This is a genomic window from Bradyrhizobium sp. WSM2793 (assembly GCF_000379585.1).
Classification (GTDB): Bacteria; Pseudomonadota; Alphaproteobacteria; order Rhizobiales; family Xanthobacteraceae; genus Bradyrhizobium.
Genome location: NZ_KB902780.1, coordinates 81,197 through 102,431, shown reverse-complemented (window position 1 = coordinate 102,431; position 21,235 = coordinate 81,197). Strand labels below are relative to the sequence as shown.

Here is a 21,235-nt window from a genome sequence, read left to right as displayed (position 1 = left end):
TGACGTTATTTGCCGAAGCTTGCCTGAAACGTGCGCATCGAAAACTTTTCCATCGCGCGCGATGCGACGTCACATGAGTCAATCGCGTCATGCACGTGGCGAGAGTGCGACTCGAAAGACACACACTCGCCAAGATTTCGCCAAGCTGGAGTCTCGCCGCCACACGTGAGTCGAATTGTCGCATGGGGAAACACGTCCATGAGAGTCAATCCCGGGTTGAAAACCCCTCGATATGCCTCATCCTTCACACCACCTAAAATAGCTGTGATTGTACGGGGATGCGGAACCTTAGACCCATCACGATGCAGAACTAGTTTAGTCTCCAAATCAACTGATGCGTTTGAATATATCAAGAAACAACCCGAAACAAACCAACAGCATCAAGCACACGTAGCAATCGCTTTGTTACGCACGCTTGATCGGAAATCGGCAATTGTTACGGTCCTACTCAAGTGATTCTCGCCAGTTGGCGAGGAGATCGACACAGATTCAGTGGCGTTCGGACGCGATGAGCAACTTGGCGCAACTGTTCTAGGTCGTTTCTCAATCCGCCCCGCGAGGTGATCCGTAAGACACCCGCCGGGCCTCACGCAGTAAGCGTTCAGTATCGAGTTGAAGTAACAGGCCTGCGAGACGCAGGCACTGAATGCGTAGGGCTGCCCGCGAATATCGAAACCATAACAACGGTTCGCGGGAAGGAATGTCGTCAAACAGCATCGTTGCCGAGCCGGGCATCACAACAACCAACCGGCCGCGACAGGTGCGAAACAGGGGCGAAAGACTGATGTATATTATCGTTGATGATCGCGAGAGCGTCGCGAACAGCTATGTCGGAGGGCTCGTTCGCGAAGGCGTATCGTCGATCGGCTTCTCCTCCGGAGAATTCTGGGACTGGCTGCAATCCGCCAGTGAATCGGATCTGGCGGCGGTGGACGCCTTCCTCCTCGGGGATTGCGATGCCCGCGGAAGCCTGCCGCGGGCGATGCGCAAGCGTTCCTCGGCTCCCATCATCGCCATGAGCGGCCAGAAGATGCTCAAGAACACGCTGGAGCTGTTCGAGTCGGGCGTCGACGACGTCGTGCACGTGCCGATCCACCTGCGCGAGATCCTGGCCCGAACGGCCGCGGTCGCGCGCCGCCGGGTGGGCGAGCTGCCGAGGCCCTGCGAGAGCAGGATCCAGGTCTTCTTCAACGGCCGTGACCCCGAGATCGCGGGCCACGCCCTCACCCTGCCCCGCCGCGAACTGCGCATTCTCGAGTATATGGTCAGCAATCACGGCAAGTGGATCACCAAGACGCAGATCTTCAACGCGGTCTACGGCATCTTCGAGTCCACCTTCGACGAGAGCGTGATCGAGAGCCACGTCAGCAAGCTGCGCAAGAAGCTCCGCGACCGCCTCGGCTTCGATGCGATCGTGGCCCGGCGTTACGTCGGCTACCGCCTCGACATCCCCGCCGGCGAGACCCTCGACGTGCCGATGCAGGAGCTCGACGAGGTCGGCATCATCCTGAACAGGGCGCATGCCGTCCCGGCCGCCTATCCGGTCAACAACTGACACGGCACAAGCCTGCGGGCGAAACCAACAACGGCCTCTGCGAAGCACCTTCGCAGAGGCCGTTGCACGTTCGGGGCGGGAGACGGATGGGATGAACCCTACGAGTGCCCCGATGGAGCTGCGTTCCCCTACCCCGGGTGAGCAGGGCAATCGCATATGGGCGCGATTTCGCCTGTGGCCATCCTTCGAGACGCCCGCCGTTGGCGGGCCCTCAGGATGAGGACCGAGAGCGTTGCGCCAGTTTTGACGAGTGTCGATGCCCGCTTAGCCTCATCCTGAGGAGACCGCGAAGCGGTCGTCTCGAAGGACGAGGCGCGCGCTCAGCTCGCGCAAAGCGCCAAATGCGATAGCCCCGGCATCACGTTCTACGGCTTCTGCTGAAATTCTTCCTTGGAGACGTAATTGAAATCCTCGACCAGGACGTCCTGGACGACGTCAGCCTGCATCCGCTCGTTGACGCGCTGCTTGATGGCGGCCGTCAGGATGGAGAGGTCGTAGCGGGCGAGCTTCCTGAAGTCGAGACGGTCGTCGGCATAGATCCTGCGAAAGGCCTCGTCGACGACGAACGGCTCCGGCGGAACGTTGAGCTGGTGCATCGTCCGCGCCTCCACGGTGTAGACGAAGCGCGCGACGATATAGCCCTGCACATTGCCGTTCTCGACCATGGGCACGCTCAATGCCCGGGTCTTCTGGTATTGCAGCCCGTCGAGATATTCGTCCTTCGCCGGCAGCAGGCTGCCGTTCTCCTTCCAATAGGCCACGCCATAGCTCGTGCCCGCGGTGAGGATGCATACCCAGAGCCCGGCCAGCACCAGTCTGATCATTTTCCGTCCTGTGCTGCGCGGCCGGTATAGGTGCCGTCCGACTCGGCCTCCTTGATCGCCTTGACGATGATGCCCGCGACCTCGCGCACCGCGTCGTAGTGCATTTCGAGGATGGAGCGATTCCGCTCGAGCTTCTCGCGCAGCCGCCGAATTTCCTCGGTGACCTCGACGTCGCCGCCGAGATGCATCCGCGCCCGCATCAGGCGGACGAATTCGAGCATGCTCCGGCTCTTCCGCGCGCTGAAGTCGTCGAAATCGATCTTCTGACGCGTCGTGAGCGCGACCGTCTCCTCCTCGACGATGCTCTCGAGCCGGCGGATCGCTGCCAGCAGGCCGCGCACTTCATCCGATCTCGCCGCATCCGCGCCGTCGACCACGACCTCGCCGCTCATGACCGGCAGCAGCACCGGCAGCAGCGCATCGGCTTCTGCTGCTTCCGTCGTCATCACCCCGGTATCCACGACCGGCTGCTCGATCACCATGGCCGCCGCGCTGTCTTGTGCCTGCATAGGAAATCCACCCTTCAACTTCTGTCACCCGTTCGAGGATCATCATCCAGCCTTGCCAGCACCGTTCGGCCCCGCCGGATTGGCGGCGGCCAGCTGCTTGGCGATGCCAACGCCGTTGCCCTTTGCCAGCTGGCTACCGAGCTGCTCCGCCAGCATCGACTTCCAGACGCCGCCGGCCGTGCCCTTGCCAAAGACCTGCTCGGATTCCTTCGGCAGCATCGTCTCGACGAAGGTCTGGAGGATGAAAGCTTCGAACTTCCGGTACACCTCGCCGGACGCCGGCGCCTTGATCATCCGCACCGGCGGCCCGTTCACCACATCCGACTGCGCCTCGGAAACCTTCGTGGCGGGCTGCTCGGCAGCCGCCGCCGCCTTGCCGGCCTCCGCGTCCATCGTGGCGGCGAAGTCGGCATCGGAGGATTTCAGTGCATCGAGTTTCGCGGTCGCCGCGCGCTGGGTCACGGGATCGGCGGCCTCGAGGACGTCGAGAACGAGGTCGGGCGTCGCGGTCACGATCATGGCTTGTTCCGATTGGCTGGCCGTGGCGTCCACGCGCGCACGGCTGGGCTTATTCCCGTCATCTCCTCGAGGGAGCGCTTCTCGGCGTCACGGAGCTTGTCGGCCAGCGCCGCCTTCGCGACCTGCTCGAGCTGCTTCACGCGGCGGCTCTCGGCGCGGACCTGGTCGAGCTGCTGCGCGGCCTGCGTCTGGATCGCGCGCGCACCGACGCTCGTCCTGTTCAAGCGCCGCGCGATCGAATCGCTCGACGATCCCGCCGGCGGCTTCCCCTCATTCAGGGCTCCCACCAGCCATTCCTGCTCGTCCCGCAGGCTTCTCTCCTGCTGCCGCAGCTGCGCGAGCTGCCATTCGGACAGCCGGAGCTGGAGCTTCACCAGCGAAACCATCCGGCCGAGCTTGTCCGCGCGCGACGTCATCACAGGCTTACTCCGCCAGCCAGGACGAGAGGCCGAGCATGAATTGCGTCAGCAGCTCGTCGCTCGTGAGGTAGAGCAGCAGGAAGCCGCCGAACAGCACGAAGGGCACGGAGATGAAATAGACCGGAATTGCCGGCGTCAGCTTGTTGATCAGGCTGACCGCCAGGTTGACGATCACCGAATAGACGATGAACGGGCTGGCGATCCGCAGCGTCAGCACGAATGCTTCCGACAGGCGGCCGACGAGCAGGTCGAGTGCCATGCCGCCGCCGAGCCTGTCGCCGGGACGCCAGACGTCGTAGGAGTTCATCAGCCCGCGCAGGACCTGCCAATGCTGGTCGGTCATGAAGAACAGCGTGGTGACCGACACCATGATCAGCGGCACCAGCGCCGGCGCCGGATCGCTGTCGGCAACCGGCGTTCCCGGGATGTTGCTGAGCCCGATCGCGCTCGCCATCACGGTCGCCATGGTCTGGAGCGCGAGGAAGAACACCCGCCCGCCGAGCCCGATGACGCTGCCGACCACGAGCTCGGAGCAGATCAGGAGCGCCAGCGTCAGCGGCGCGGCGTTGTCCGTGAGCGGCTTCAGCACCGCGATCAGGATCGGCGTCAGCGCGAAGGTCGTGACGAGCGCGACGAACAGGCGGACCTGGGCCGGAACGTTGACGCTGGAAAAGCCGGGCACCAGCATCAGGCAGGCGCCGATGCGGCAGAACACGATGAACGTCACCAGCACGCTGTCGGCAAGGCCGCTGATCACGACACCGCTCCGAGCGCCCTGATCTCGGCGCTGCGCGCGACTTCGACATGCGACAGGATCGGCAAGGTCGGGAACACCCGCTCCAGGATCATCCGGACATAGGGCCGGGCTTCCGGCGTCACCGCCAACACGACGCTGGTGCCGTTCTCGGTGAACTTGCGGATCGCGGCGCTGGCTTCGGTCGCGAACTGCTCGATCAGGCGCGGATCGGCGTCGAACTCGACGACGTCGCCCTTGGCGTCGCGCTTCAGGCTCTGATGGAACGCCAGGTCCCAGCGGTTGCCGAGCCGGACGACGTTGAGCACGCCGTTGTCGGAGAGATCGCCGCAGATCTGCTGGGCAAGCCGGGTCCGCACGTGCTCTGCGACCTGCTCGGAGCGCCGCACATGAGGCGCGATCTCGGCGATCGCCTCGAGGATGAGGTGAAGATTGCGGATCGAGACCCGCTCGGCCAGCAGGATCTTCAGGATCGCCAGCAGGCCGGAATAGGAGATCTGCGACGGGCAGAGATCCTCGACGAGGCGCTTGTATTCGGGATCGAGCCGGTCGAGCAGCGCGCGCATGTCCTTGTAGGACAGGAGCTGGGCGAGGTTCGCCCGGATCACTTCGCTCAGATGCGTGAGCAGCACCGACAGATTGTCGACCGGCTTGCAGCCCTGCCGCTTGACTTCGTCCGTGAAGGCTTCCGTCACCCACAGCGCCTTCATGCCGAAAGCGGGTTCGACCACCTCTTCGCCGGGCACGTCGGGCTTGCCGTCCTTGTCGACCAGCACCAGCACCTCGCCGAGCCTGAGCTCGCCATGGGCGACGCGGGTGTCGTGGATCCGGATCTGGTAGCCCTTGGGGTCGATCGACAGATTGTCGCTGAGCTTGATCTCGGGAATGACGAAGCCGTACTGCTTGGCGAACTTCTTGCGGATCTTGGCCACGCGGTGGGCCAGCTCGGTGCGCGAGCCCAGCAGATGGACCGAAAGATGGCCGCCGAGCGCCAGCTCGATCTCGGCGGTCTTGAGCTGGTCCTTGACGGATTCCTTGGCCTCAGCCTGGGCGCGCTCGTCGGCCTTGCGCGCGTCCTCCTTCTGCTTCAAGGCCGCCTGCTGCTTCGGCAGCGAGTAGCCGACGAAGGCCATGACGCCGCCGAGCAGCACGAAGGGCGCCAACGGCAGCCCCGGCATCAAGGCGAGCACGAACATCATCAGCGCGGCGGCCGAGACAGCACGGGGATAGCCGCCGAGCTGGCGCAGCACGGCCTGCTCGGCCGATCCTCTCGTGCCGCCCTTGGAGACCAAGAGGCCGGCCGACAGCGACACGATGAGCGCCGGCATCTGCGACACCAGACCGTCGCCGACGGAGAGCTTCGTGTAGACGTCGGCGGCGCGCGACAGCGTCAGGCCGTGATGGGTGACGCCGATGATGATGCCGCCGAAAATGTTGATCGCGGTGATGATCAGGCCGGCGATGGCATCGCCTCGAACGAATTTCGAGGCACCGTCCATGGCACCGAAGAACGCGCTCTCTTCTTCGAGCTCGCGGCGCCGGCGCTGGGCTTCCTTGTCGTCGATCAGGCCCGCCGACAGATCGGCGTCGATCGCCATCTGCTTGCCGGGGATGGCGTCGAGGGTGAAACGGGCGCCGACTTCGGCGATACGCGTCGCGCCCTTGGTGATCACGACGAAATTCACGGTGACCAGGATGGCGAAGATGATCAGGCCGATGACGAAGTCGCCGCCCATGACGAACTTGGAGAAGCCGGCGACGACGTGGCCGGCGGCCTGCTCGCCCTCCCCGCCGCGCGACAGGATCAGGCGGGTGGTCGCGACGTTCAGCGCCAGCCGCAGGATGGTCGCGATCAGCAGCACGGTCGGGAAGGCCGAGAAGTCGAGCGGTCGCTGGATCCACAGCGCGACCATCAGGATCAGCGCCGACAGCGCGATCGAGAACGCAAGGCCGAGATCGATCAGGATCGGCGGGATCGGCAGGAACAGGATCGTGAGCATGGCCACGATACCGCCGGCGAAAAAGGCGTCGGCCCCCAATCGTCGTGGGGTCGGCAGGCTAGCAGCTAACGTATCGGCCATGGGTCACCGGCAGGGGGTCCACCCCTAATCTGCCCGGCAAAGCTTACGCGGGGATGGTGGCAGATCGCCGGCGCGGATCAGAAGCCGCGCTCGATCCGCGAATAGACCATCTCGGTGAAGGTGGAGAGGTGCGCGCCGATGAAGGAGCCGGAGACGGCAACGACCAGGAGAATGACGATGATCTTCGGAACGAAGGTCAGCGTCACCTCCTGGATCTGGGTCAGGGCCTGGATCAGCGCAATGATGGTGCCGACCAGCATGGCGGCGCCGACCGCGGGCCCGGAGGCGACGATGATGGTCCAGATTGCAGCCTGGACGATGTCGAGAGCGTCCCGTTCGTTCATGACTGGCTGATCGTGAGTCCCGGCCCGACCGCGACCTTGGTGCCGTTCTCAAGGGTCGCGATGGAGCCGTCGGCGTTGATGGAGACCGAGACGACCTTGCCGCTGAAGCTGGCGCCGGTGGCGTCGGTGAAGCTGACGGTCTTCCCGATCAGGCCGTTGGCCTGTGACAACGACTGCGAGGACAGCAGCGCATCCAGCTTCGAGTTGGTCTGCATGGCCTGCTCGACCGTCGAGAGCTGTGCGAACTGGCTCATATATTGCGAGGTATCCATCGGATTGGTCGGATCCTGGTTCTTCATCTCGGCGACGAGAAGCTGAAGAAACGTGTTGTAGTCGACGCTGTTGCTCGAGGTCGAATTGGTGGAGCCGGTCGAACTGGACGACTTGCTCGTGCTGTCGGTCGCGCTGTTGACGTTCATGTACCTCTCCGCTGTCAGGCAGCCTGGAATGGGGACTCGGTGATGGCGCCGGCCAGGATGGCCTGCTCCACCGGGAACAGGGCCCGGATCCGCTTCAGCGCCTCGAAGTAGCGGGTCGCCTCGACCAGCTCGTCGACCGCGCCCAGTCCGTCCAGCATCTCGCGGCTCTCGCACACCGCACACAGAGCCGCGTGATGCTGGGCGTAGAGCGCCGCGGCGTCGCGGATGTCGGTCGGGTTCATCAGCATGAGCTGGACGATGAAGTAGAGCTGCCGCAGCGCCGTGGTGGCGTCGGACGCCTGCATGACCTGCCCTTCGAGCAGGAACATCACGTCGTTGACCAGCTCGACGGAGACCTTGCGGTCCACGCGCAGCACCGCGCCGTTGATGTAGATCCGTTCGCCCGCCCGCAATGAGATCTTCATCAAAGAGCGTCTCGGATCAGGCGGTTGATTTCGATGAGCTGCATCACGTCGTTCGACTTCTCCTCGCGAAGCCGATCGGCCTCCTTGACGACCCATAGGCCGATCGAGATGATGTCGGCGCGCAGCTTGTCCGGAAGGCCGTTCTCGGGGTGCGAGAGATCCTCGATGAAGATCGTCCATAGCCGCCGCACATAGAGCAGGCTCTCGACCAGATCCTCGAGGCGGAACACGCCTCGCTGAATCCGCTCGAGCCGGTCGATGCCGAGGCTGAGCGCCTGCCGCTCGCGGCCCCGCGCCTCGTAGCCGCTCTCGTCGACGACCGATTCATAGGCTTCAAACGTCATGAGCATCACTCTGCGCAGGAGACCGGTTAACAAGACGAGGTTGCGAGCCTCGGCTCTAGAGATAGTTGATGAGGCTGATCTGCTGGAGCTGCGAGGTCAGCGCGAGCGCCGTCTTGATCTGGGTCTGCAGGGTGTTGACGCGGACCGAGGCCTCGGTCGGGTCGACCGCCTCCAGCTTGACGATCTGGTCGTTGAGGATGTCCTTCTGGATCTTCAGCTTCTCGGTCGCGCCGGTGACCCGCTGCTGGATCGAGCCGACGGTACCGCCGAGCACGGCGAGATCGTTGATCGCGCCGCTGACCAGACTGATGGCCTTGTCGACGACGACCTGAAACGTGTCCTTGCTCAGGCTCGTGTTCCCGAGATCAGTGAGCATGGTGTAGGCCTCGGCCAGCTTGCGGAAGCCGGGCTGGTTGGCGCTGACCGAGCTGTCGACGACCTCGGTCGTGGAGATGCGGCTCGACAGCGTCTGGTCCGTGGCCGACGACCAATTGGCGTTCCAGGCCGGGCTGGCGAACTCGGGGTCGAAGGTGTTGTCGAGGAAATTCTGCATCTGCGCCGGCGTGATGGTGCTGACACCGGCCGCAGCCTGCGAGAAGCCGAACGTCGCCAGGAAATCCGCATCGACCTGGTTCTTGCTGGCCGAGCCGGCCGTGTAGTTCGTGATGGGCACGGTCTGCGTATCGATTCCGCCGAACAGATACGACCCGTTGTAGGAGACGTTGAGCGCGCCGATGACGTCCTGAAGGTTCGCGGACGCGCTCGGCAGGATGATCTTTGCGCCGCTGTCGGCGTCTCGGGCCGCGATCAGGTTCTTGAGGAATTCCGACGCGGTCTTGCCGAGCTGCGTGATCCGGTTCTGGGTCACGTCGAGGCGCCCCGAAACCAGCTCGTTGGTGTCGACGAGCTGATCGGCGAAGTTGAAATCGGCGCGCAGCGCCACGTCGCGGCCCGTTCCCGTGCCGAGCTCGAGGCCGACATCGGCGAAACGCCCGGTGGTCGCCTCCTTCGAGGCCTTGGTCAGCGCGCTCTGGTTGTTCGTGATCGACGACCTCAACGATGAAGACAGCATCAGGGTCGAGATGTAGTTCGCGCTCATCATGACTTAGTTCCCCACGGCAGCCAGCAGGCTCTGCAGCATCTCATCGACGGTGGAAATGATCTTCGACGACGCCGAATAGGTGCGCTCGACCTGGAGCATCAACGCCATCTCGTCGTCCATATTGACGCCGCTGACGTTGGACAGCGCCGCAGTGCTGCGGTCGAGCAGCGTATTCTGATACTGGACGTTGTCGTCGGCGGTCTTGCGCTGGCTTTCGATCCAGCTCGCCGAGGAAGACGCGAACTCGATCACGCTGCCGCTCGGCTTGCCCTGGGCCGTGGCATCGAACGGCTGCGGCGCTTCCATCTTGTTGATGAGCTGCTGCAGCCGCGCCGAGAAGCCGGCATTGCCGGTCGTGTTGTAGTTATAGGCGGCAACGCCGCTGATCGCGCCGTCACGCAGCAGGTTCGGATTCCCGCCCACGGCCGGATCGACCGAGGCGGCAACCGAGATCCTCCCGGCGAGGCCCACCGAGATCGTGGCGCTCGCGGGCATCGCGGGCGCGCCGGGATAAGTGAACAGGCCGGGCCGGTCCGCCAGCGTCGGGACAGCCGACTGGTCGCTTTCCTTGAAGGCGTCGATCAGGCCGCGCGCGATTTCGTCGAGCTGGCTCTGATACGTGACCGTGTCCTTGTCGCGCAGCTGGGCCAGGCCGGCGAGCTTGCCGGACTTGAGCGGCATGACGGAATTGGCACCGGTCACGGGAACGCCGTCGATGAAGACGGCATTGCCCGTGGTGCCGGCGGTATAGGCGTTGGTCGGCGCAAAGCTCACGGCCCGCGCCGTCTTGTCGAACAGCACGACGCCGCTGTCGGTATAGAGCGCGGCATCTCCATTGGTCCGGATCGACATCGAGACGCCGACCTCCTGCGACAACCTGGAGACGATGCTGTCGCGCTGGTCGAGATAGTCGGTGACGTCGTCGCCGGAGATCGTGCCCTTTACGATGGCGGTGTTGACGGTCTGGAACTGGGACAGCAGCTGGTTGATGTTGGCGACCGAATTCGCCATGTCGGCGTCGGCCCCCTCGCGGACCGACTGCACCGTCCTTGTGGCCTGGTTGAGCCCGGTCACCATGTCCTTGGCGGACGTCACGGCGGCCTGCGCCAGGGTCGCATTGTCGGTGGAGTTAGCGAATTGCTGCAGCGCCTGCTTCAGCTTGTTGAGCTGGGCGGTCGGTGACTGCTCGAGCTCGGGATCGTCCACCGTCGCGGCCGCGATCTTCTGCAGGCCGTCATAGATCACGTTCTGCTTGGCCGACGACGAGGTCGCGGTCAGCACGTTCGAATAAAGGCCCGAACTGGCCGCGCGCTGGATCGCCGCGACATAGACGCCGGTGCCGGGTAGGTTGTCCAGCACGGCGATCTTGCGCGAATAGCCGGTGGCGCTGGCACCGGCGATGTTGCGCGAGATCGTCGACGACTGGATGCCCGACGCCATGAGCGAGGCGCGAGCGGAGTCGAGGGCGGCGGTAAGGGACATGATCTGCTCTTGCCGGGGGTGAGCGCTGGAGAATTCAGCGCTTCAGGTTGACGACGACGTCGAGCAGGTCGGCGCCCGTCTGGAACGATTTCGAGTTGGCGGTGAAGCCGCGCTGCGCCTCGATCATCCCGGTGAGCTCGTCCGCGAGATCGACGTTGGAGTCCTCCAGCGCACCGGACTGGACCGTGCCGAGCCCGCCGGTGCCGGCATTCCCGGCCTGCGCATTGCCGGAATTCATGTTGGTCGAATAGACGTTACCCGGCTCGGGCGTCAGATTGTCGGGGCTCGCGACGTCGGCGAGCATGATCGTGTAGAGCGTCAGCTGCTGCCCGTTCTTGAGGATCGCCGTCACGTGGCCCGCCTCGTCGACATCGACCTTGTCGATCGCCGCTGGGACGCTGCCGTTGACGGTGGCCTTGAAGCTGAAGTCGGCTCCAACCTGCGTCATGTTCGACAGGTCCATGGTCATCGCCGCGCCGCCCGGGACCGTGAACGTAAGGCCCGTCGGGCTCGCCGCGGCCAGCGCGCCCTTTCCGGTCGCGGTCGTGTCGAAGGTGAAAGTGGTGGCGGCGGCGAGCGAGGTGCCCGTCGCGGAATTGTAGACCTGAACCTGCCAGGTATCCGAGCCGGCCGCCGTCGCGGTGTGGGACATATAGACGTCGAGCGTAACGGCCTGACCGATATTGTTGTAGGCGACGATCGAGCTTTTCGACGAATATGACGCCGGACCTGGCGGACCGGCAATGACAGCCGCCTTCGGATCGAGATTGCCGGTCGTCAGGGTGCCCGCAGTCGACGGCACCGGCACCTGCGAGACCTGGGCGATGTTCACGATCTGCATTCCGGCCAGGCTGTTCTGCGAAAAATTGGTCACTTTACCGGGCTGGCCCAGAAGGTAGTAGCCGGCCGCGTTGACGAGGTTGCCCTGAGCGTCCGGCACGAAGGAGCCGGCGCGCGTCAGATACTGCTGCGTATTGGTGGCGTTCGAGACCACGAAGAAGCCGTTGCCCTGCACTGCAAGGTCGGTGGACGAGGTCGTGAACTGCGTATGCCCGGCGTCGCTGATGGCGTAACGGACGGTCGTCTCGACGGCGCCGGAATCGTAATTGCCGGAACCGCTCTTCAGGATCAGCGAGGAGAATTCGGTCGAAGCCCGCTTGTAACCGGTGGTGTTGACGTTCGCGATGTTGTCCGAAACCGTCGACAGCTTGTTGGACTGCGCGCTCATACCGGAAACGCCGGTGCGCATAACACCATACAGGCTCATGAAGTGGGCTCCTTTGGTAGGTTGCAGTTACAATGGGGGATCTTGCTTGCGCGGGGCTGATGGTTCGGAACCATGCACAACTTCACGTCGTCATGTCGTTTTCGGCTGACAGAACGAGCGTGCCTTGTCGGTCCAGGCGCCGAAACCGCTCGACACGAGGTGCGCCACGATGTGACAGACATAGCGCTTCTGCGCCGGCTGGTTGTTGGGCCCGGCATTGTAGCGAGCCACCGCCATGGTCCAGCTGCCCTCGCGCTGCTTCAGCTCTTTCAGGAAGCGCGCGGCATATTCGACGTTCTTGGCGGGATCGAACATCGCGCGCACCGAGACGAACTTGTCGCCGTGATAGTAATGATTGATCTGCATGCAGCCGAGATCGATCAGCTTGATGCCCTTGCTGCGCATGACCTGGAAATTTGCGATCGCATTATCCATGTCCCTGGCGAACACGGTCTGGCCGTCGGCGCCGAGGGCGTAAGGATGAAGCGCGCCGCGGCGGCCGGTCTCGGTGAGACCGACTGCATAGAGAATGCCGAGCGGAATCCCATGCTGCTGGGCCGCGCGCGCCATCTCGCGCTCGCAGGGGCGCATGACGTCGGTGGCCGCGTCCGCGGCGCCCGCATTACAGATAAACAGGGCCGCGACGATTCGGCTGACCCACGTCCTGGTCATGACGCGTCTCCTGGGGCTGGCGTTCCTGGCGGGCTTGTTTCGCGCCGCCATCGGATTGCCCCGACGACGTGCCTGCGCCACCGAACGCACCTTGCGACTGCGACGAGGGCTGTTGCTGGCCCGAGAGCTGCGGCTGCGACTGGCCGGAGCCGCTCTGGAATCCATCCAGCGAGCCGTGCTGCACGGGCGCGACGTCGGCGACATAACCCGCCGTCTGCATGAGATCGCGGATCTGGTCGCGCTGCTGATCCAGCATCTGGCTCGTGTCCTTGCGCGCGGCCGCAAGGTGGACGGACACTTCGGTGCCGACGAGACTAAGGCGCACGGTGACGTTGCCGAGCGCCGGCGGCTCGAGATTGATGGTCAGGATCTTGAGCGGCTGATCCGGCGCATTGGTCTGGGATGCTGCGAGATCGGGCGCTGCCGACGCCGCCGGGGCTGCGGAGTCCTTCAGCTCGGCGACGACCGCATTGGCGACCTGTTGCGGGGCGTTGAACTGCGCCGGGGGCAGATGGGTCTCCTGCTGGACCACGGTGACCTTGGTCGTCTCGGGCAATGCATCGCGCGTCGAGACCTTGGCGGCGCGTTCGACATTGGCCGTGACCGCCTCGAAGCCTGAGGTCGCGGGCATGGCTTTGGCGGAAGCCTCGCTGCCTGGCTGTGCGGCCGCGGCTTGCGATGCATCGCCTTGTGCACGCGCGCCGGTCGGAACGGCAGCAGACGGCGCGGAATCCGCTGTCGTTGCCTTCGCCATGCCTGCCGCTGCAACCTCACGCCTCGTCCCGGATGAGCGCTCGTCGCGCGCGGGCACGTCTTTCCTGTCGCCCGAGTGCGACGGCATTTGCGGCTTCGCGGCCGATGCGGCAACGAGATCCTGTCCCACGATCGCGGGAGCGTTCGGGCGGTTCGAAACGTCCGGCTTCGGATCATGATCGACCGGACTTTGCGTCTCCGACGATTTGTCGGTCGTCTGGTCGCCAGCCTTGAGCAGGTCGGTCGCCTCGGTGCGCTCGTCCGTCTCGTCCTTCGACTTGTCCTTGCCCGCTGGGTGGGCCAGACGCGTGCGCAGCGCTCCGGCCTTCGCCGTCGTATCGCTGCCCTCATCGTTGAGTGCCTGCTTGGCGAGGTTCGAGACGGTGTGGAGCAGATCGTTGAACGACGAGCCAGCCTGCGATTTGGCCCCGGCGCTCTTTGCCGAACGCGACGTGCCGCGGATGTTGAGGCTCTCGGCGAGACCCGAGAAGAGCTGTCCGGAGGTTCCACTGAGCTTGGTCATGGGCGGCGGTCCCTGGTAAGGAGTTCGAGTTCGCCGAGCTGCTTCTGCGCGCGCGCGAGCGTCACGGTCGATGACGCCAGATCGAGACGCGCCGGCGTTGCCGGAGGCTTGTCGGCCGAGGCGGCGGATCCGCCCGGAAACGGCTTGCGAACATCGAGCGCGAGCTGCACCGTGGCATTCATAAGGGGCACGTCGCGCTCGGGCAGCTTCGACCGGTCGACTGCCTTCAGCTCGGCAAGACCGCCGTCATATTCGTCGGTGAGCGCTCGCGCGGCGCCGCGGAAGAAATGCGCCCGCTCGCGATCCGCCGAGGCGTCGGCGCTGAGCGTCAGCGCCCGCTCGCCGGCAAGCCGCGTCACGGCCATCTGCCCGCGCACCATCGCCGCGCGCGCGATCACGAGATAGAGCTTGAGGCGGCTCGCGCGATCAAGCTGCTCGAGCAGCGCTGCGATCCGCGCGAAGCGGCGATCGTCGAGCGCCAGACTCGATTGCGTCAGGCCCGAGGAAAAGCGCTGCCAGAAATCGCCAGCATAGATCGAGTTGCGGTAATGGCGGATATAGGCCAGCGCCAGGAACTCGAACTTCTCGAAATCCTCCGCCTGCCCCACCAGCAGGATCTCGCGCCGCAACGCCGCCTCCTCCACCAGCGTACCGGGCAGGAGCAGGCGCGCGTCGTCCAGACGCTCGATCGCCAGCGATGCCTCGGAACGCGCGAACAACGCGCCCTGGACCAGCGCGACCTGTCCGCCAAGGCCGGAGGACAACGTCCGCGGCTTGACGTCCTTGAGCAGCTCCCGCGCCTCCTCCTGACGGCCCTCGACATAGGCGAGCGCGCCGTTGAACAGCCGCTCGTCGACGTTCATCTTGTCGCGCGGCAGCTTGCGGACGATTTGCGGCGCGCCGCCGCTGAGCAGGTAGATGACTGCAGCCTGGCTGTTCTGCGCATTGCTCCACACGTCCGGATCGGCGGCGAGAAACTTCTCTCCGATCTGCCGGATCAGCGCGACGTGGCTGCCATGCGCGGCGGTGTCACCGTTGGCGATGCCGTCCTGCACGGCTTGCAACGCGCGGACGAGCTCATAGGGCTCGCCCGAGTGGCGCGCGGGTTGTGCGAGCGCGTTCGCTGCCGTGAACGGCAGGAGCAACAGGACGGCGCAGAGGAACGGCCTGATCAAGGGCGCTTCTCACGGATCAGGATCTCGATTCGGCGGTTCTGAGCAGCCGCCGGATCGTTCGGAAGCTTCGGCCGGCGGTCGGCATAGCCTTCGACATGCTCGATCCGCTGCGCGTCGACGCCGGAGCGAACCAGCATGTAATAGGCCATCTGCGCGCGGGCGGTCGACAGCCGCCAATTGTCGTAAGTCTCAGAACGATACGGCCGATTGTCGGTATGGCCGCGGACGATGATCATGCCCTGGCGTTTCGTCAGCAACGGCCCGATCTTGTCGATCACGCGGATCAGCTCGGGCCGCGGCTCGGCCGAGCCGACCGCGAACATGCCGAAGCTCGCATCGTCGGTCAGGCTGATCAGGAGGCCCTCCTCGACCTGACGCACCTCGGCCGCCGGCCCGGCGCCCGCCTTGATGTCAGACAGCGCGTCCGCGATCGCGGCCTGAAGCTGCTTCACGGTCGGCTGCTGGGTTTGCGCCGCATCGCGCGGCTCAGACTCCTTCGTCGTATCGTTGGGACGCGCCTGCGCGGCGGCGTTGGCTTGAACGCTCGCTTGCGCGCTGCCCTCGCGCGGGGCTTGCGCCGGCGCGGGCCCCGGCGGCAATAGCGGCGACAGGTTTGCGGACGACGCATCCGCGTTCGGCGCCAGGCTTCCGCCGGCATCGTCCGCCTTGGCACGACGGGCCTGCGGCTCGCCCTGATTTGTGCCTGAGGCGCCGTCGCGCGCGGAGGCATTCGGCTTGGGCTCGCTCTCGATCATGCGATCGGCATCCTTGGATGCTTGCGGCGCCAGCTTCCAATAGCCGGGGTCGAAGGGATCGCGGTAGGCGTCGCCGCCCTTGAGACCATCCTCTTCGGCGGACGTCAGCGCGCCGGCGCGCCGCTGTCCCGTGGACTGGTTCGCGCTGTTCGCGATCTCGGAGAGCGTCGCATAGGGATCACGGAACAGGACTTTCTCTTCATAGGAGGCCGGCTTCTCGGCCGTCGGCGAGTCGCCGCGACGTTCCTCGTTCGAGCCGGCCGGCTGACGCTTGCCGTCCTGACCTTCGAACGAGGTCGGCTCCTTCTTGGAGAGATTCTTCAGGCCCTTCGGCGCGGGGGCATTTTCCGCGAGCTGGATCGGATTGAAATAGCTCGCGACGACCTGCTTCTGGTCCTGGTTGAGCGCGTTGAGCAGCCACATGACCAGGAAGAACGCCATCATTGCGGTCATGAAGTCCGCGTAGGCGATCTTCCACACGCCGCCGTGATGCGCCTCCTCAGCGAAAGCGCTGCGCCGGCGGACGATCACGAGTTCATGCTTGACCTCTTCCATGGCGGGTTACCGGCGTGCTTCCTTCAGGCGCTCGCTCCAGGCCGTGATCTGCGTCTCGATCACGGTCTGGTCGGCCACGACGCGAACCTCCAGGGTGTCGGCGGCCTCGTACTCGATGCCGGTGCGCCTCGACGTCTCGAGCTGCGTCTTCACGAGGTCGAGCAGCTCGCTCGGGCCGGTGACCTTGAACGCCGGCACCGACGAATTGCCGGTCAGTGCCGCGATCTGCTCGACCAGCGATCCGATCGCCTTGTCGCGGACCGCCTCGGTGAGGAACGGCAGCAGTATCCGCGCCACGGAGCTTGCGATGTTGGTCTCGATCTCGCGGCAAGCCGTCTCGAAGCCGCTGACGATCGCGACCGCCTGCTGGTCGGACCATTTGGCGCGCTCCTCGCCGAGCCGGATCGCGCTTCGGACGCGCTCCTCGGCAAGCCTGGCGTCGCCTTCCGCGACGCCGGCCGCATGGCCGCGGCGGTAGGCATCGTCCAGGACATTGGCCGGCGGCGCTTCCGCCTTCGGCGCCGGAGACGGCGACTGCGGCAGCGGCTGCGAATGGGCCTGGGGCTGCGGCGAAGGCTCGCGCATGACCTCCTTCGGCCTCGTCAGCACGTCCTGGATCCTGGGCGGCGGAGGCGGCGGTGATTTGGCCCGGCCGTTCGCGTCGAACTGCGTCAGGAACTTTCCGATTGCCGCGTTCATGCCGCCTCCTCGCGTCGCATCCAGTCTTTAAGGATCGCTGCGGCCTGCGCCTGGTCGAGCCGGACGATCTGCTCCAGTCGCTTCTGCGGCGTTCGCTGCATCTTGCCTTCGAGATCTTCGACGAGATTGAGCTCGGGGTCCTGACTCTCGGCCAATGCAAGGGCGGCAGCAGCCTCGATCTCAGCGGCCTCGGCGGCCTCCACCTGCTCCTGCTCCGCGCGATGGGTCAGAATGCCGTTGACCGCCGGCCGCAAGCCGAACCAGACCAGCATCGACGCAACGGCCAGGATCGTCACCGCGTTGATGACGCTGCCGAGCTGCTTGTTGATCATCTCGACGAAGCTGATCGGCGGCACCGGGGCCAGCTCACGCGAGCCCTCGATGAAGTCGACGGCCGTCACCTGGATCTGGTCGCCGCGCTGCTTGTCCAGTCCGCCGGCCGTCGCCGCGAGCTGGCTGATCTCGGCGAGCTTGCTGTCGACGATGGCCTGGTTGCTCTTGTCGCCGAGATCGGCGACCAGCCGCGCCCGATTGACCAGGACGGCGATGAAGAGCTTCTTCACCGAATAGCCGTCGCTCACCGTCGTCGTGGTCTTGGACGAGACCTCGAAGTTGGTGACGTCCTCGCGGCGGGTCTTGTCCTCGCTGGAGTTCTTGCCGCCGCCGGCGTTGACCTGCTGATCGGGAAGGTTCTGCTGCACCGTGGTCGGCGTCGAACGGTCGGCGTTCTGCGAGGATTCCTTCTCGCGCACGTTCCGCACCGAACGCTCGGCCCGGCTCTCCGGATCGTAGACGGTCTCGTTGATCTGCCGCTTGTCGGTGGAGAGCTGCGGCGCGACGCTGACCTCGAAATTGTCGAGGCCCAGATACGGCGTCAGCGCCTTGCGGATGTTCTCCTGCACCATGCCGCCGACCGTCTTCTGCAGGCTCGCCATCTTGGTCGGGGCGGCGCTCGCCTCGTCCTCCTCGGCGAGCAGCATCGAACCGTCGGCATCCAGCACCGTCACCTTGTCGCGGTTCATGCCTGGAATGGCGGCGGCGACGAGATGGCGGATCGACTGCGCGGTGCGGGCCTCGATCGCGCCGTCGGTGCGCAGCACGACCGATGCCGATGGCGGCTGCTGCGTCGCGCGAAACGAGCCGCGCACCGGCAGCACGATATGCACCCGCGCCGCCTTGACGCCCTTCATCAACTGCACCGTGCGCGCGATCTCGCCTTCCAGCGCCCGGAGCTTGGTGACCTCCTGCATGAACGAGGTCAGGCCGAGCGAGCCGATCTTGTCGAACAACTCGTAGCCGGAATTGGCGCTGGTCGGCAGCCCCTTCTCGGCCAGCAGCATCCGCGCCTGCATGGTCTGGCTCGGGCGCACCGAGAGCGCGTCGCCGGCCGTATTGACGTCGAAGGTGATGTTCTGCTCGCGCAGCGCGGCGCCCATGCGCGTCACGTCTTCGCGGGTGAGGCCGGTATAGAGCGTCTCGAATTCAGGCCGGCTCAGATAGTACGCGCCGCCGACGACGGTCACGAGAACGGCAAAACCGATCAGGCCCAGGGCCATCAGGCGTCGCGGCCCAAGCTCCAGCAGATTGTTGAGCAGTTGCTGTACCTGCGCACGACTGAGCATATGACCTCGTACCAATGCGAACGTACGGGACACTCCGCTGCCAACCTTGTCTGAAGGTTGCGCGAGGACACGAATGTGTCAGTTCGCAGGCGAGGCGTTGCAATTTTACAAGAAGGCCGGGTGACGCAATCGGGCCAGCGGCTACATGCGCCGGGACGCATGGCCGCACGATCGGCCGCGGCGTATCGCATGAAATTCAACGTCGGGAGATCGATTGCGGGCGTCTTGTGCCGCCCTCCGCCGGTCACGGCGGGGACCGTGCTCCCTTAAGGGAGCACGGTCGTTTTCGAAAGCGCCGCTTAGCCGCGGAACAGCGACAGGATGCTCTGGCTGTTCTGGTTGGCGATCGAGAGCGCCTGAACGCCGAGCTGCTGCTGGGTCTGCAGCGCCTGGAGTCGGGTCGATTCCGCGTTCATGTCGGCGTCGACGAGCTGGCCGATACCGCGATCCACCGAGTCCATCAGCGACTTCACGAACTCAGTGTTGTTCGAGATGCGGTTCTTGATGGCACCGAGGTTGGCGGCGGACTGGCTGACCGTGTTGATCGCGGTGGTGACCTGCGCGATGTAGCCGTCGAGGATGGTCTGGTCGGCCGTCGAGTCGGTCAGCGAACCGATACCGATGGTGTTGACCGACGCGCTGCCGGTCACCGTGTCCAGGATACCGCCTGTGGTCGCGGTGTAGAGCGAGTAGTTGGCGACCGTCACCGTGATGGTGTTGATCGTCGGCGTGCCGCCGACGCGCGAGAACGACGACACCAGGTTGACGGTGGTCGGCGTGGACGCGTTGGTGCTCAGCCAGTTGACGCCGTTGAACGTCGCCGCGTTGGCCACGTTCTTCATGTCCTGCTGGATCTGGGTGATTTCGGCCTGGATCTTGGTGCGGTCGATGCCGGCGGTCTTGGCTTCGACCAGCAGCGCCTGGAGCTTGGTCAGGCCGGAGTTCTGGTCGCCGATGACCTTGTTCAGAGCGGTGTATTCGGTGTCGACCGTCGCAGCCGACAGACCGAGCGAGTCGGAGACGGCGGAGAGCGCGGCGTTGTCGGCGCGCATCGAGGTCGCGATCGACCAATAGGCCGAGTTATCCGAAGCGGTCGAGACGCGCTGGCCGGTGGAGATGCGGTTTTCGGTGGTCTGCAGGCTGGCGCTGACATTCCGGAGGGTCTGGAGCGCAGTCATTGCAGCGGAGTTGGTAAGCAGGCTGGAAGCCATCTTTGATGTCCCTTTGAAAACAGATTGGATGGGGACATACCGGGCTTGCACCGGTACGACAGGGCGGCATCATGCCTTTGGGCTGCGGAAATGCGCGTAAACCCAATCCGTCGTAACGGCCAGACTAGCCGGCGAAGCTTGTGCGGGGCTTGTGGCGCTGTGCCCCCGCTGCAACAGGGCAGCCGAAATCACGGTGCGCGGGTCAGGCAAACGAAAGGGCCGCGCTTCGCAAGAAGCGCGGCCCTCCCGAGATCGTCGAAGGCTTAGCGGAACAGCGACAGGATGCTCTGGCTGTTGTTGTTGGCGATCGAGAGCGCCTGAACGCCGAGCTGCTGCTGGACCTGGAGGGCCGCCAGGCGGGTGGACTCCTGGTTCATGTCGGCGTCGACGAGCTGGCCGATACCGCGATCTACCGAGTCCATCAGCGACTTCACGAACTCCGAGTTGTTCGAGATACGGTTCTTGATGGCGCCGAGGTTGGCGGCGCCCGAAGACACCGTGCCGATCGCTGCGGTGACCTTCGCGATGTAACCATCGAGAATGGTCTGGTCAGCAGCCGAGTCGGTCAGCGCACCGATGTTGAGGCTGTCGACCGACGCGCTGCCGGTCACCGTGTCGAGGATGCCGCCCGTGCTCGAGGTGTACAGCGAGTAGTTGGCGACGGTCACCGTGATCGAGCTGGTGGTCGGCGTGGAGCCGACACGCGAGAACGACGACACGAGATTGACGGTCGTCGGCGTGGAGGCGTTCGTGCTCAGCCAGTTGACGCCGTTGAAGGTCGCCGCGCTTGCGACGTTCTTCATGTCCTGCTGAATCTGAGTGATTTCCGACTGGATCTTGCTGCGATCGATACCGGCGGTCTTGGCTTCGACCAGCAGCGACTGCAGCTTGGTCAGGCCGGAGTTGCTGTCGCCGAGGACCTTGTTCAGAGCGGTGTACTCGGTGTCGACGGTCGCGGCCGACAGACCGAGCGAGTCGGAGACGGCGGAGAGCGCGGCGTTGTCGGCGCGCATCGAGGTCGCGATCGACCAGTAGGCGGCGTTGTCCGCGGCGGTAGCCACGCGCTGGCCGGTGGAGATCCGGCTCTGCGTGGTCGAGAGTTGCGAGCTGACAGACCGCAGGGTCTGGAGCGCGGTCATGGCGGACGAGTTCGTGAGCAGGCTTGACATTGCGAATGTCCCTTTATGTACGCGTTACATTTTCATCAGGGGACATACCGGACTTGC

At 64.9% G+C, this 21,235-nt stretch carries 22 protein-coding genes; 1 reads left to right on the top strand and 21 read right to left on the bottom strand.

Annotated elements, in window-relative coordinates:
- Positions 1–784 precede the first annotated feature (784 nt).
- Entirely contained in the window at positions 785–1,555 is a 771-nt protein-coding gene (locus tag A3AS_RS0115395) for a response regulator transcription factor (protein ID WP_020508689.1), read from the top strand.
- A gap of 365 nt (positions 1,556–1,920) precedes the next feature.
- Here A3AS_RS0115395 and A3AS_RS0115390 read toward each other — a convergent pair whose 3' ends face one another.
- The 21 genes from A3AS_RS0115390 to A3AS_RS0115290 form a co-directional block, all read right to left on the bottom strand.
- A complete protein-coding gene (locus A3AS_RS0115390) occupies positions 1,921–2,379 on the bottom strand; it encodes a hypothetical protein (protein ID WP_018318468.1) in 459 nt (152 codons plus the stop codon).
- Positions 2,376–2,888 (bottom strand): FlgN protein, encoded by a 513-nt coding sequence (locus tag A3AS_RS0115385; RefSeq protein ID WP_018318467.1) that lies wholly within the window; start codon positions 2,886–2,888, stop codon positions 2,376–2,378. The genes A3AS_RS0115390 and A3AS_RS0115385 overlap by 4 nt, the downstream gene beginning before the upstream one ends.
- 42 nt (positions 2,889–2,930) lie before the next feature.
- Positions 2,931–3,407, bottom strand: a complete 477-nt coding sequence (locus A3AS_RS0115380) for a rod-binding protein (protein ID WP_026202024.1) — start codon at positions 3,405–3,407, stop codon at positions 2,931–2,933.
- Positions 3,404–3,823, bottom strand: coding sequence for a hypothetical protein (locus tag A3AS_RS0115375; RefSeq protein ID WP_026202023.1), 420 nt, complete (start codon positions 3,821–3,823; stop codon positions 3,404–3,406). The genes A3AS_RS0115380 and A3AS_RS0115375 overlap by 4 nt, the downstream gene beginning before the upstream one ends.
- Positions 3,824–3,830: 7 nt before the next feature.
- Entirely contained in the window at positions 3,831–4,583 is a 753-nt protein-coding gene (fliR, locus tag A3AS_RS0115370) for a flagellar biosynthesis protein FliR (RefSeq protein ID WP_018318464.1), read from the bottom strand.
- On the bottom strand, positions 4,580–6,661 hold the full coding sequence (flhA, locus tag A3AS_RS0115365; protein ID WP_018318463.1) for a flagellar biosynthesis protein FlhA: 2,082 nt from the start codon (positions 6,659–6,661) through the stop codon (positions 4,580–4,582). Before flhA ends, fliR begins: the two co-directional genes overlap by 4 nt.
- 77 nt (positions 6,662–6,738) lie before the next feature.
- A complete protein-coding gene (gene fliQ, locus A3AS_RS0115360) occupies positions 6,739–7,005 on the bottom strand; it encodes a flagellar biosynthesis protein FliQ (protein WP_018318462.1) in 267 nt (88 codons plus the stop codon).
- Positions 7,002–7,424, bottom strand: a complete 423-nt coding sequence (flgD, locus tag A3AS_RS0115355; protein ID WP_018318461.1) for a flagellar hook assembly protein FlgD — start codon at positions 7,422–7,424, stop codon at positions 7,002–7,004. The genes fliQ and flgD overlap by 4 nt, the downstream gene beginning before the upstream one ends.
- 14 nt (positions 7,425–7,438) lie before the next feature.
- Positions 7,439–7,849, bottom strand: a complete 411-nt coding sequence (flbT, locus tag A3AS_RS0115350; RefSeq protein ID WP_018318460.1) for a flagellar biosynthesis repressor FlbT — start codon at positions 7,847–7,849, stop codon at positions 7,439–7,441.
- A complete protein-coding gene (gene flaF, locus A3AS_RS0115345) occupies positions 7,849–8,193 on the bottom strand; it encodes a flagellar biosynthesis regulator FlaF (protein WP_026202022.1) in 345 nt (114 codons plus the stop codon). The genes flbT and flaF overlap by 1 nt, the downstream gene beginning before the upstream one ends.
- Before the next feature lie 55 nt (positions 8,194–8,248).
- Positions 8,249–9,295 (bottom strand): flagellar hook-associated family protein, encoded by a 1,047-nt coding sequence (locus tag A3AS_RS0115340; protein WP_018318458.1) that lies wholly within the window; start codon positions 9,293–9,295, stop codon positions 8,249–8,251.
- A 3-nt stretch (positions 9,296–9,298) separates the two neighbouring features.
- Positions 9,299–10,777: a flagellar hook-associated protein FlgK gene (gene flgK / locus A3AS_RS0115335; RefSeq protein ID WP_018318457.1), complete on the bottom strand. Its 1,479-nt coding sequence runs from the start codon at positions 10,775–10,777 to the stop codon at positions 9,299–9,301.
- Positions 10,778–10,811: 34 nt separating this feature from the next.
- On the bottom strand, positions 10,812–12,044 hold the full coding sequence (locus tag A3AS_RS0115330) for a flagellar hook protein FlgE (RefSeq protein WP_018318456.1): 1,233 nt from the start codon (positions 12,042–12,044) through the stop codon (positions 10,812–10,814).
- Positions 12,045–12,134: 90 nt separating this feature from the next.
- The gene (locus A3AS_RS0115325; protein WP_026202021.1) at positions 12,135–12,716 is read right to left on the bottom strand and encodes a transglycosylase SLT domain-containing protein; all 582 of its coding nucleotides are present in this window, start codon (positions 12,714–12,716) and stop codon (positions 12,135–12,137) included.
- Positions 12,667–13,992, bottom strand: a complete 1,326-nt coding sequence (locus A3AS_RS0115320; protein WP_018318454.1) for a flagellar hook-length control protein FliK — start codon at positions 13,990–13,992, stop codon at positions 12,667–12,669. The genes A3AS_RS0115325 and A3AS_RS0115320 overlap by 50 nt, the downstream gene beginning before the upstream one ends.
- On the bottom strand, positions 13,989–15,167 hold the full coding sequence (locus A3AS_RS0115315) for a chemotaxis protein (protein ID WP_018318453.1): 1,179 nt from the start codon (positions 15,165–15,167) through the stop codon (positions 13,989–13,991). The genes A3AS_RS0115320 and A3AS_RS0115315 overlap by 4 nt, the downstream gene beginning before the upstream one ends.
- Complete coding sequence (locus tag A3AS_RS0115310) at positions 15,164–16,477, bottom strand: MotB family protein (protein ID WP_018318452.1); 1,314 nt, start codon at positions 16,475–16,477, stop codon at positions 15,164–15,166. Before A3AS_RS0115310 ends, A3AS_RS0115315 begins: the two co-directional genes overlap by 4 nt.
- Positions 16,478–16,483: 6 nt before the next feature.
- A complete protein-coding gene (locus tag A3AS_RS0115305) occupies positions 16,484–17,176 on the bottom strand; it encodes a hypothetical protein (protein ID WP_018318451.1) in 693 nt (230 codons plus the stop codon).
- Positions 17,173–18,798: a flagellar basal-body MS-ring/collar protein FliF gene (gene fliF, locus A3AS_RS0115300; RefSeq protein WP_018318450.1), complete on the bottom strand. Its 1,626-nt coding sequence runs from the start codon at positions 18,796–18,798 to the stop codon at positions 17,173–17,175. Before fliF ends, A3AS_RS0115305 begins: the two co-directional genes overlap by 4 nt.
- Positions 18,799–19,097: 299 nt before the next feature.
- Positions 19,098–20,009: a flagellin gene (locus A3AS_RS0115295; RefSeq protein WP_018318449.1), complete on the bottom strand. Its 912-nt coding sequence runs from the start codon at positions 20,007–20,009 to the stop codon at positions 19,098–19,100.
- A gap of 263 nt (positions 20,010–20,272) precedes the next feature.
- Positions 20,273–21,178 (bottom strand): flagellin, encoded by a 906-nt coding sequence (locus tag A3AS_RS0115290; protein ID WP_018318448.1) that lies wholly within the window; start codon positions 21,176–21,178, stop codon positions 20,273–20,275.
- Positions 21,179–21,235 lie beyond the last annotated feature (57 nt).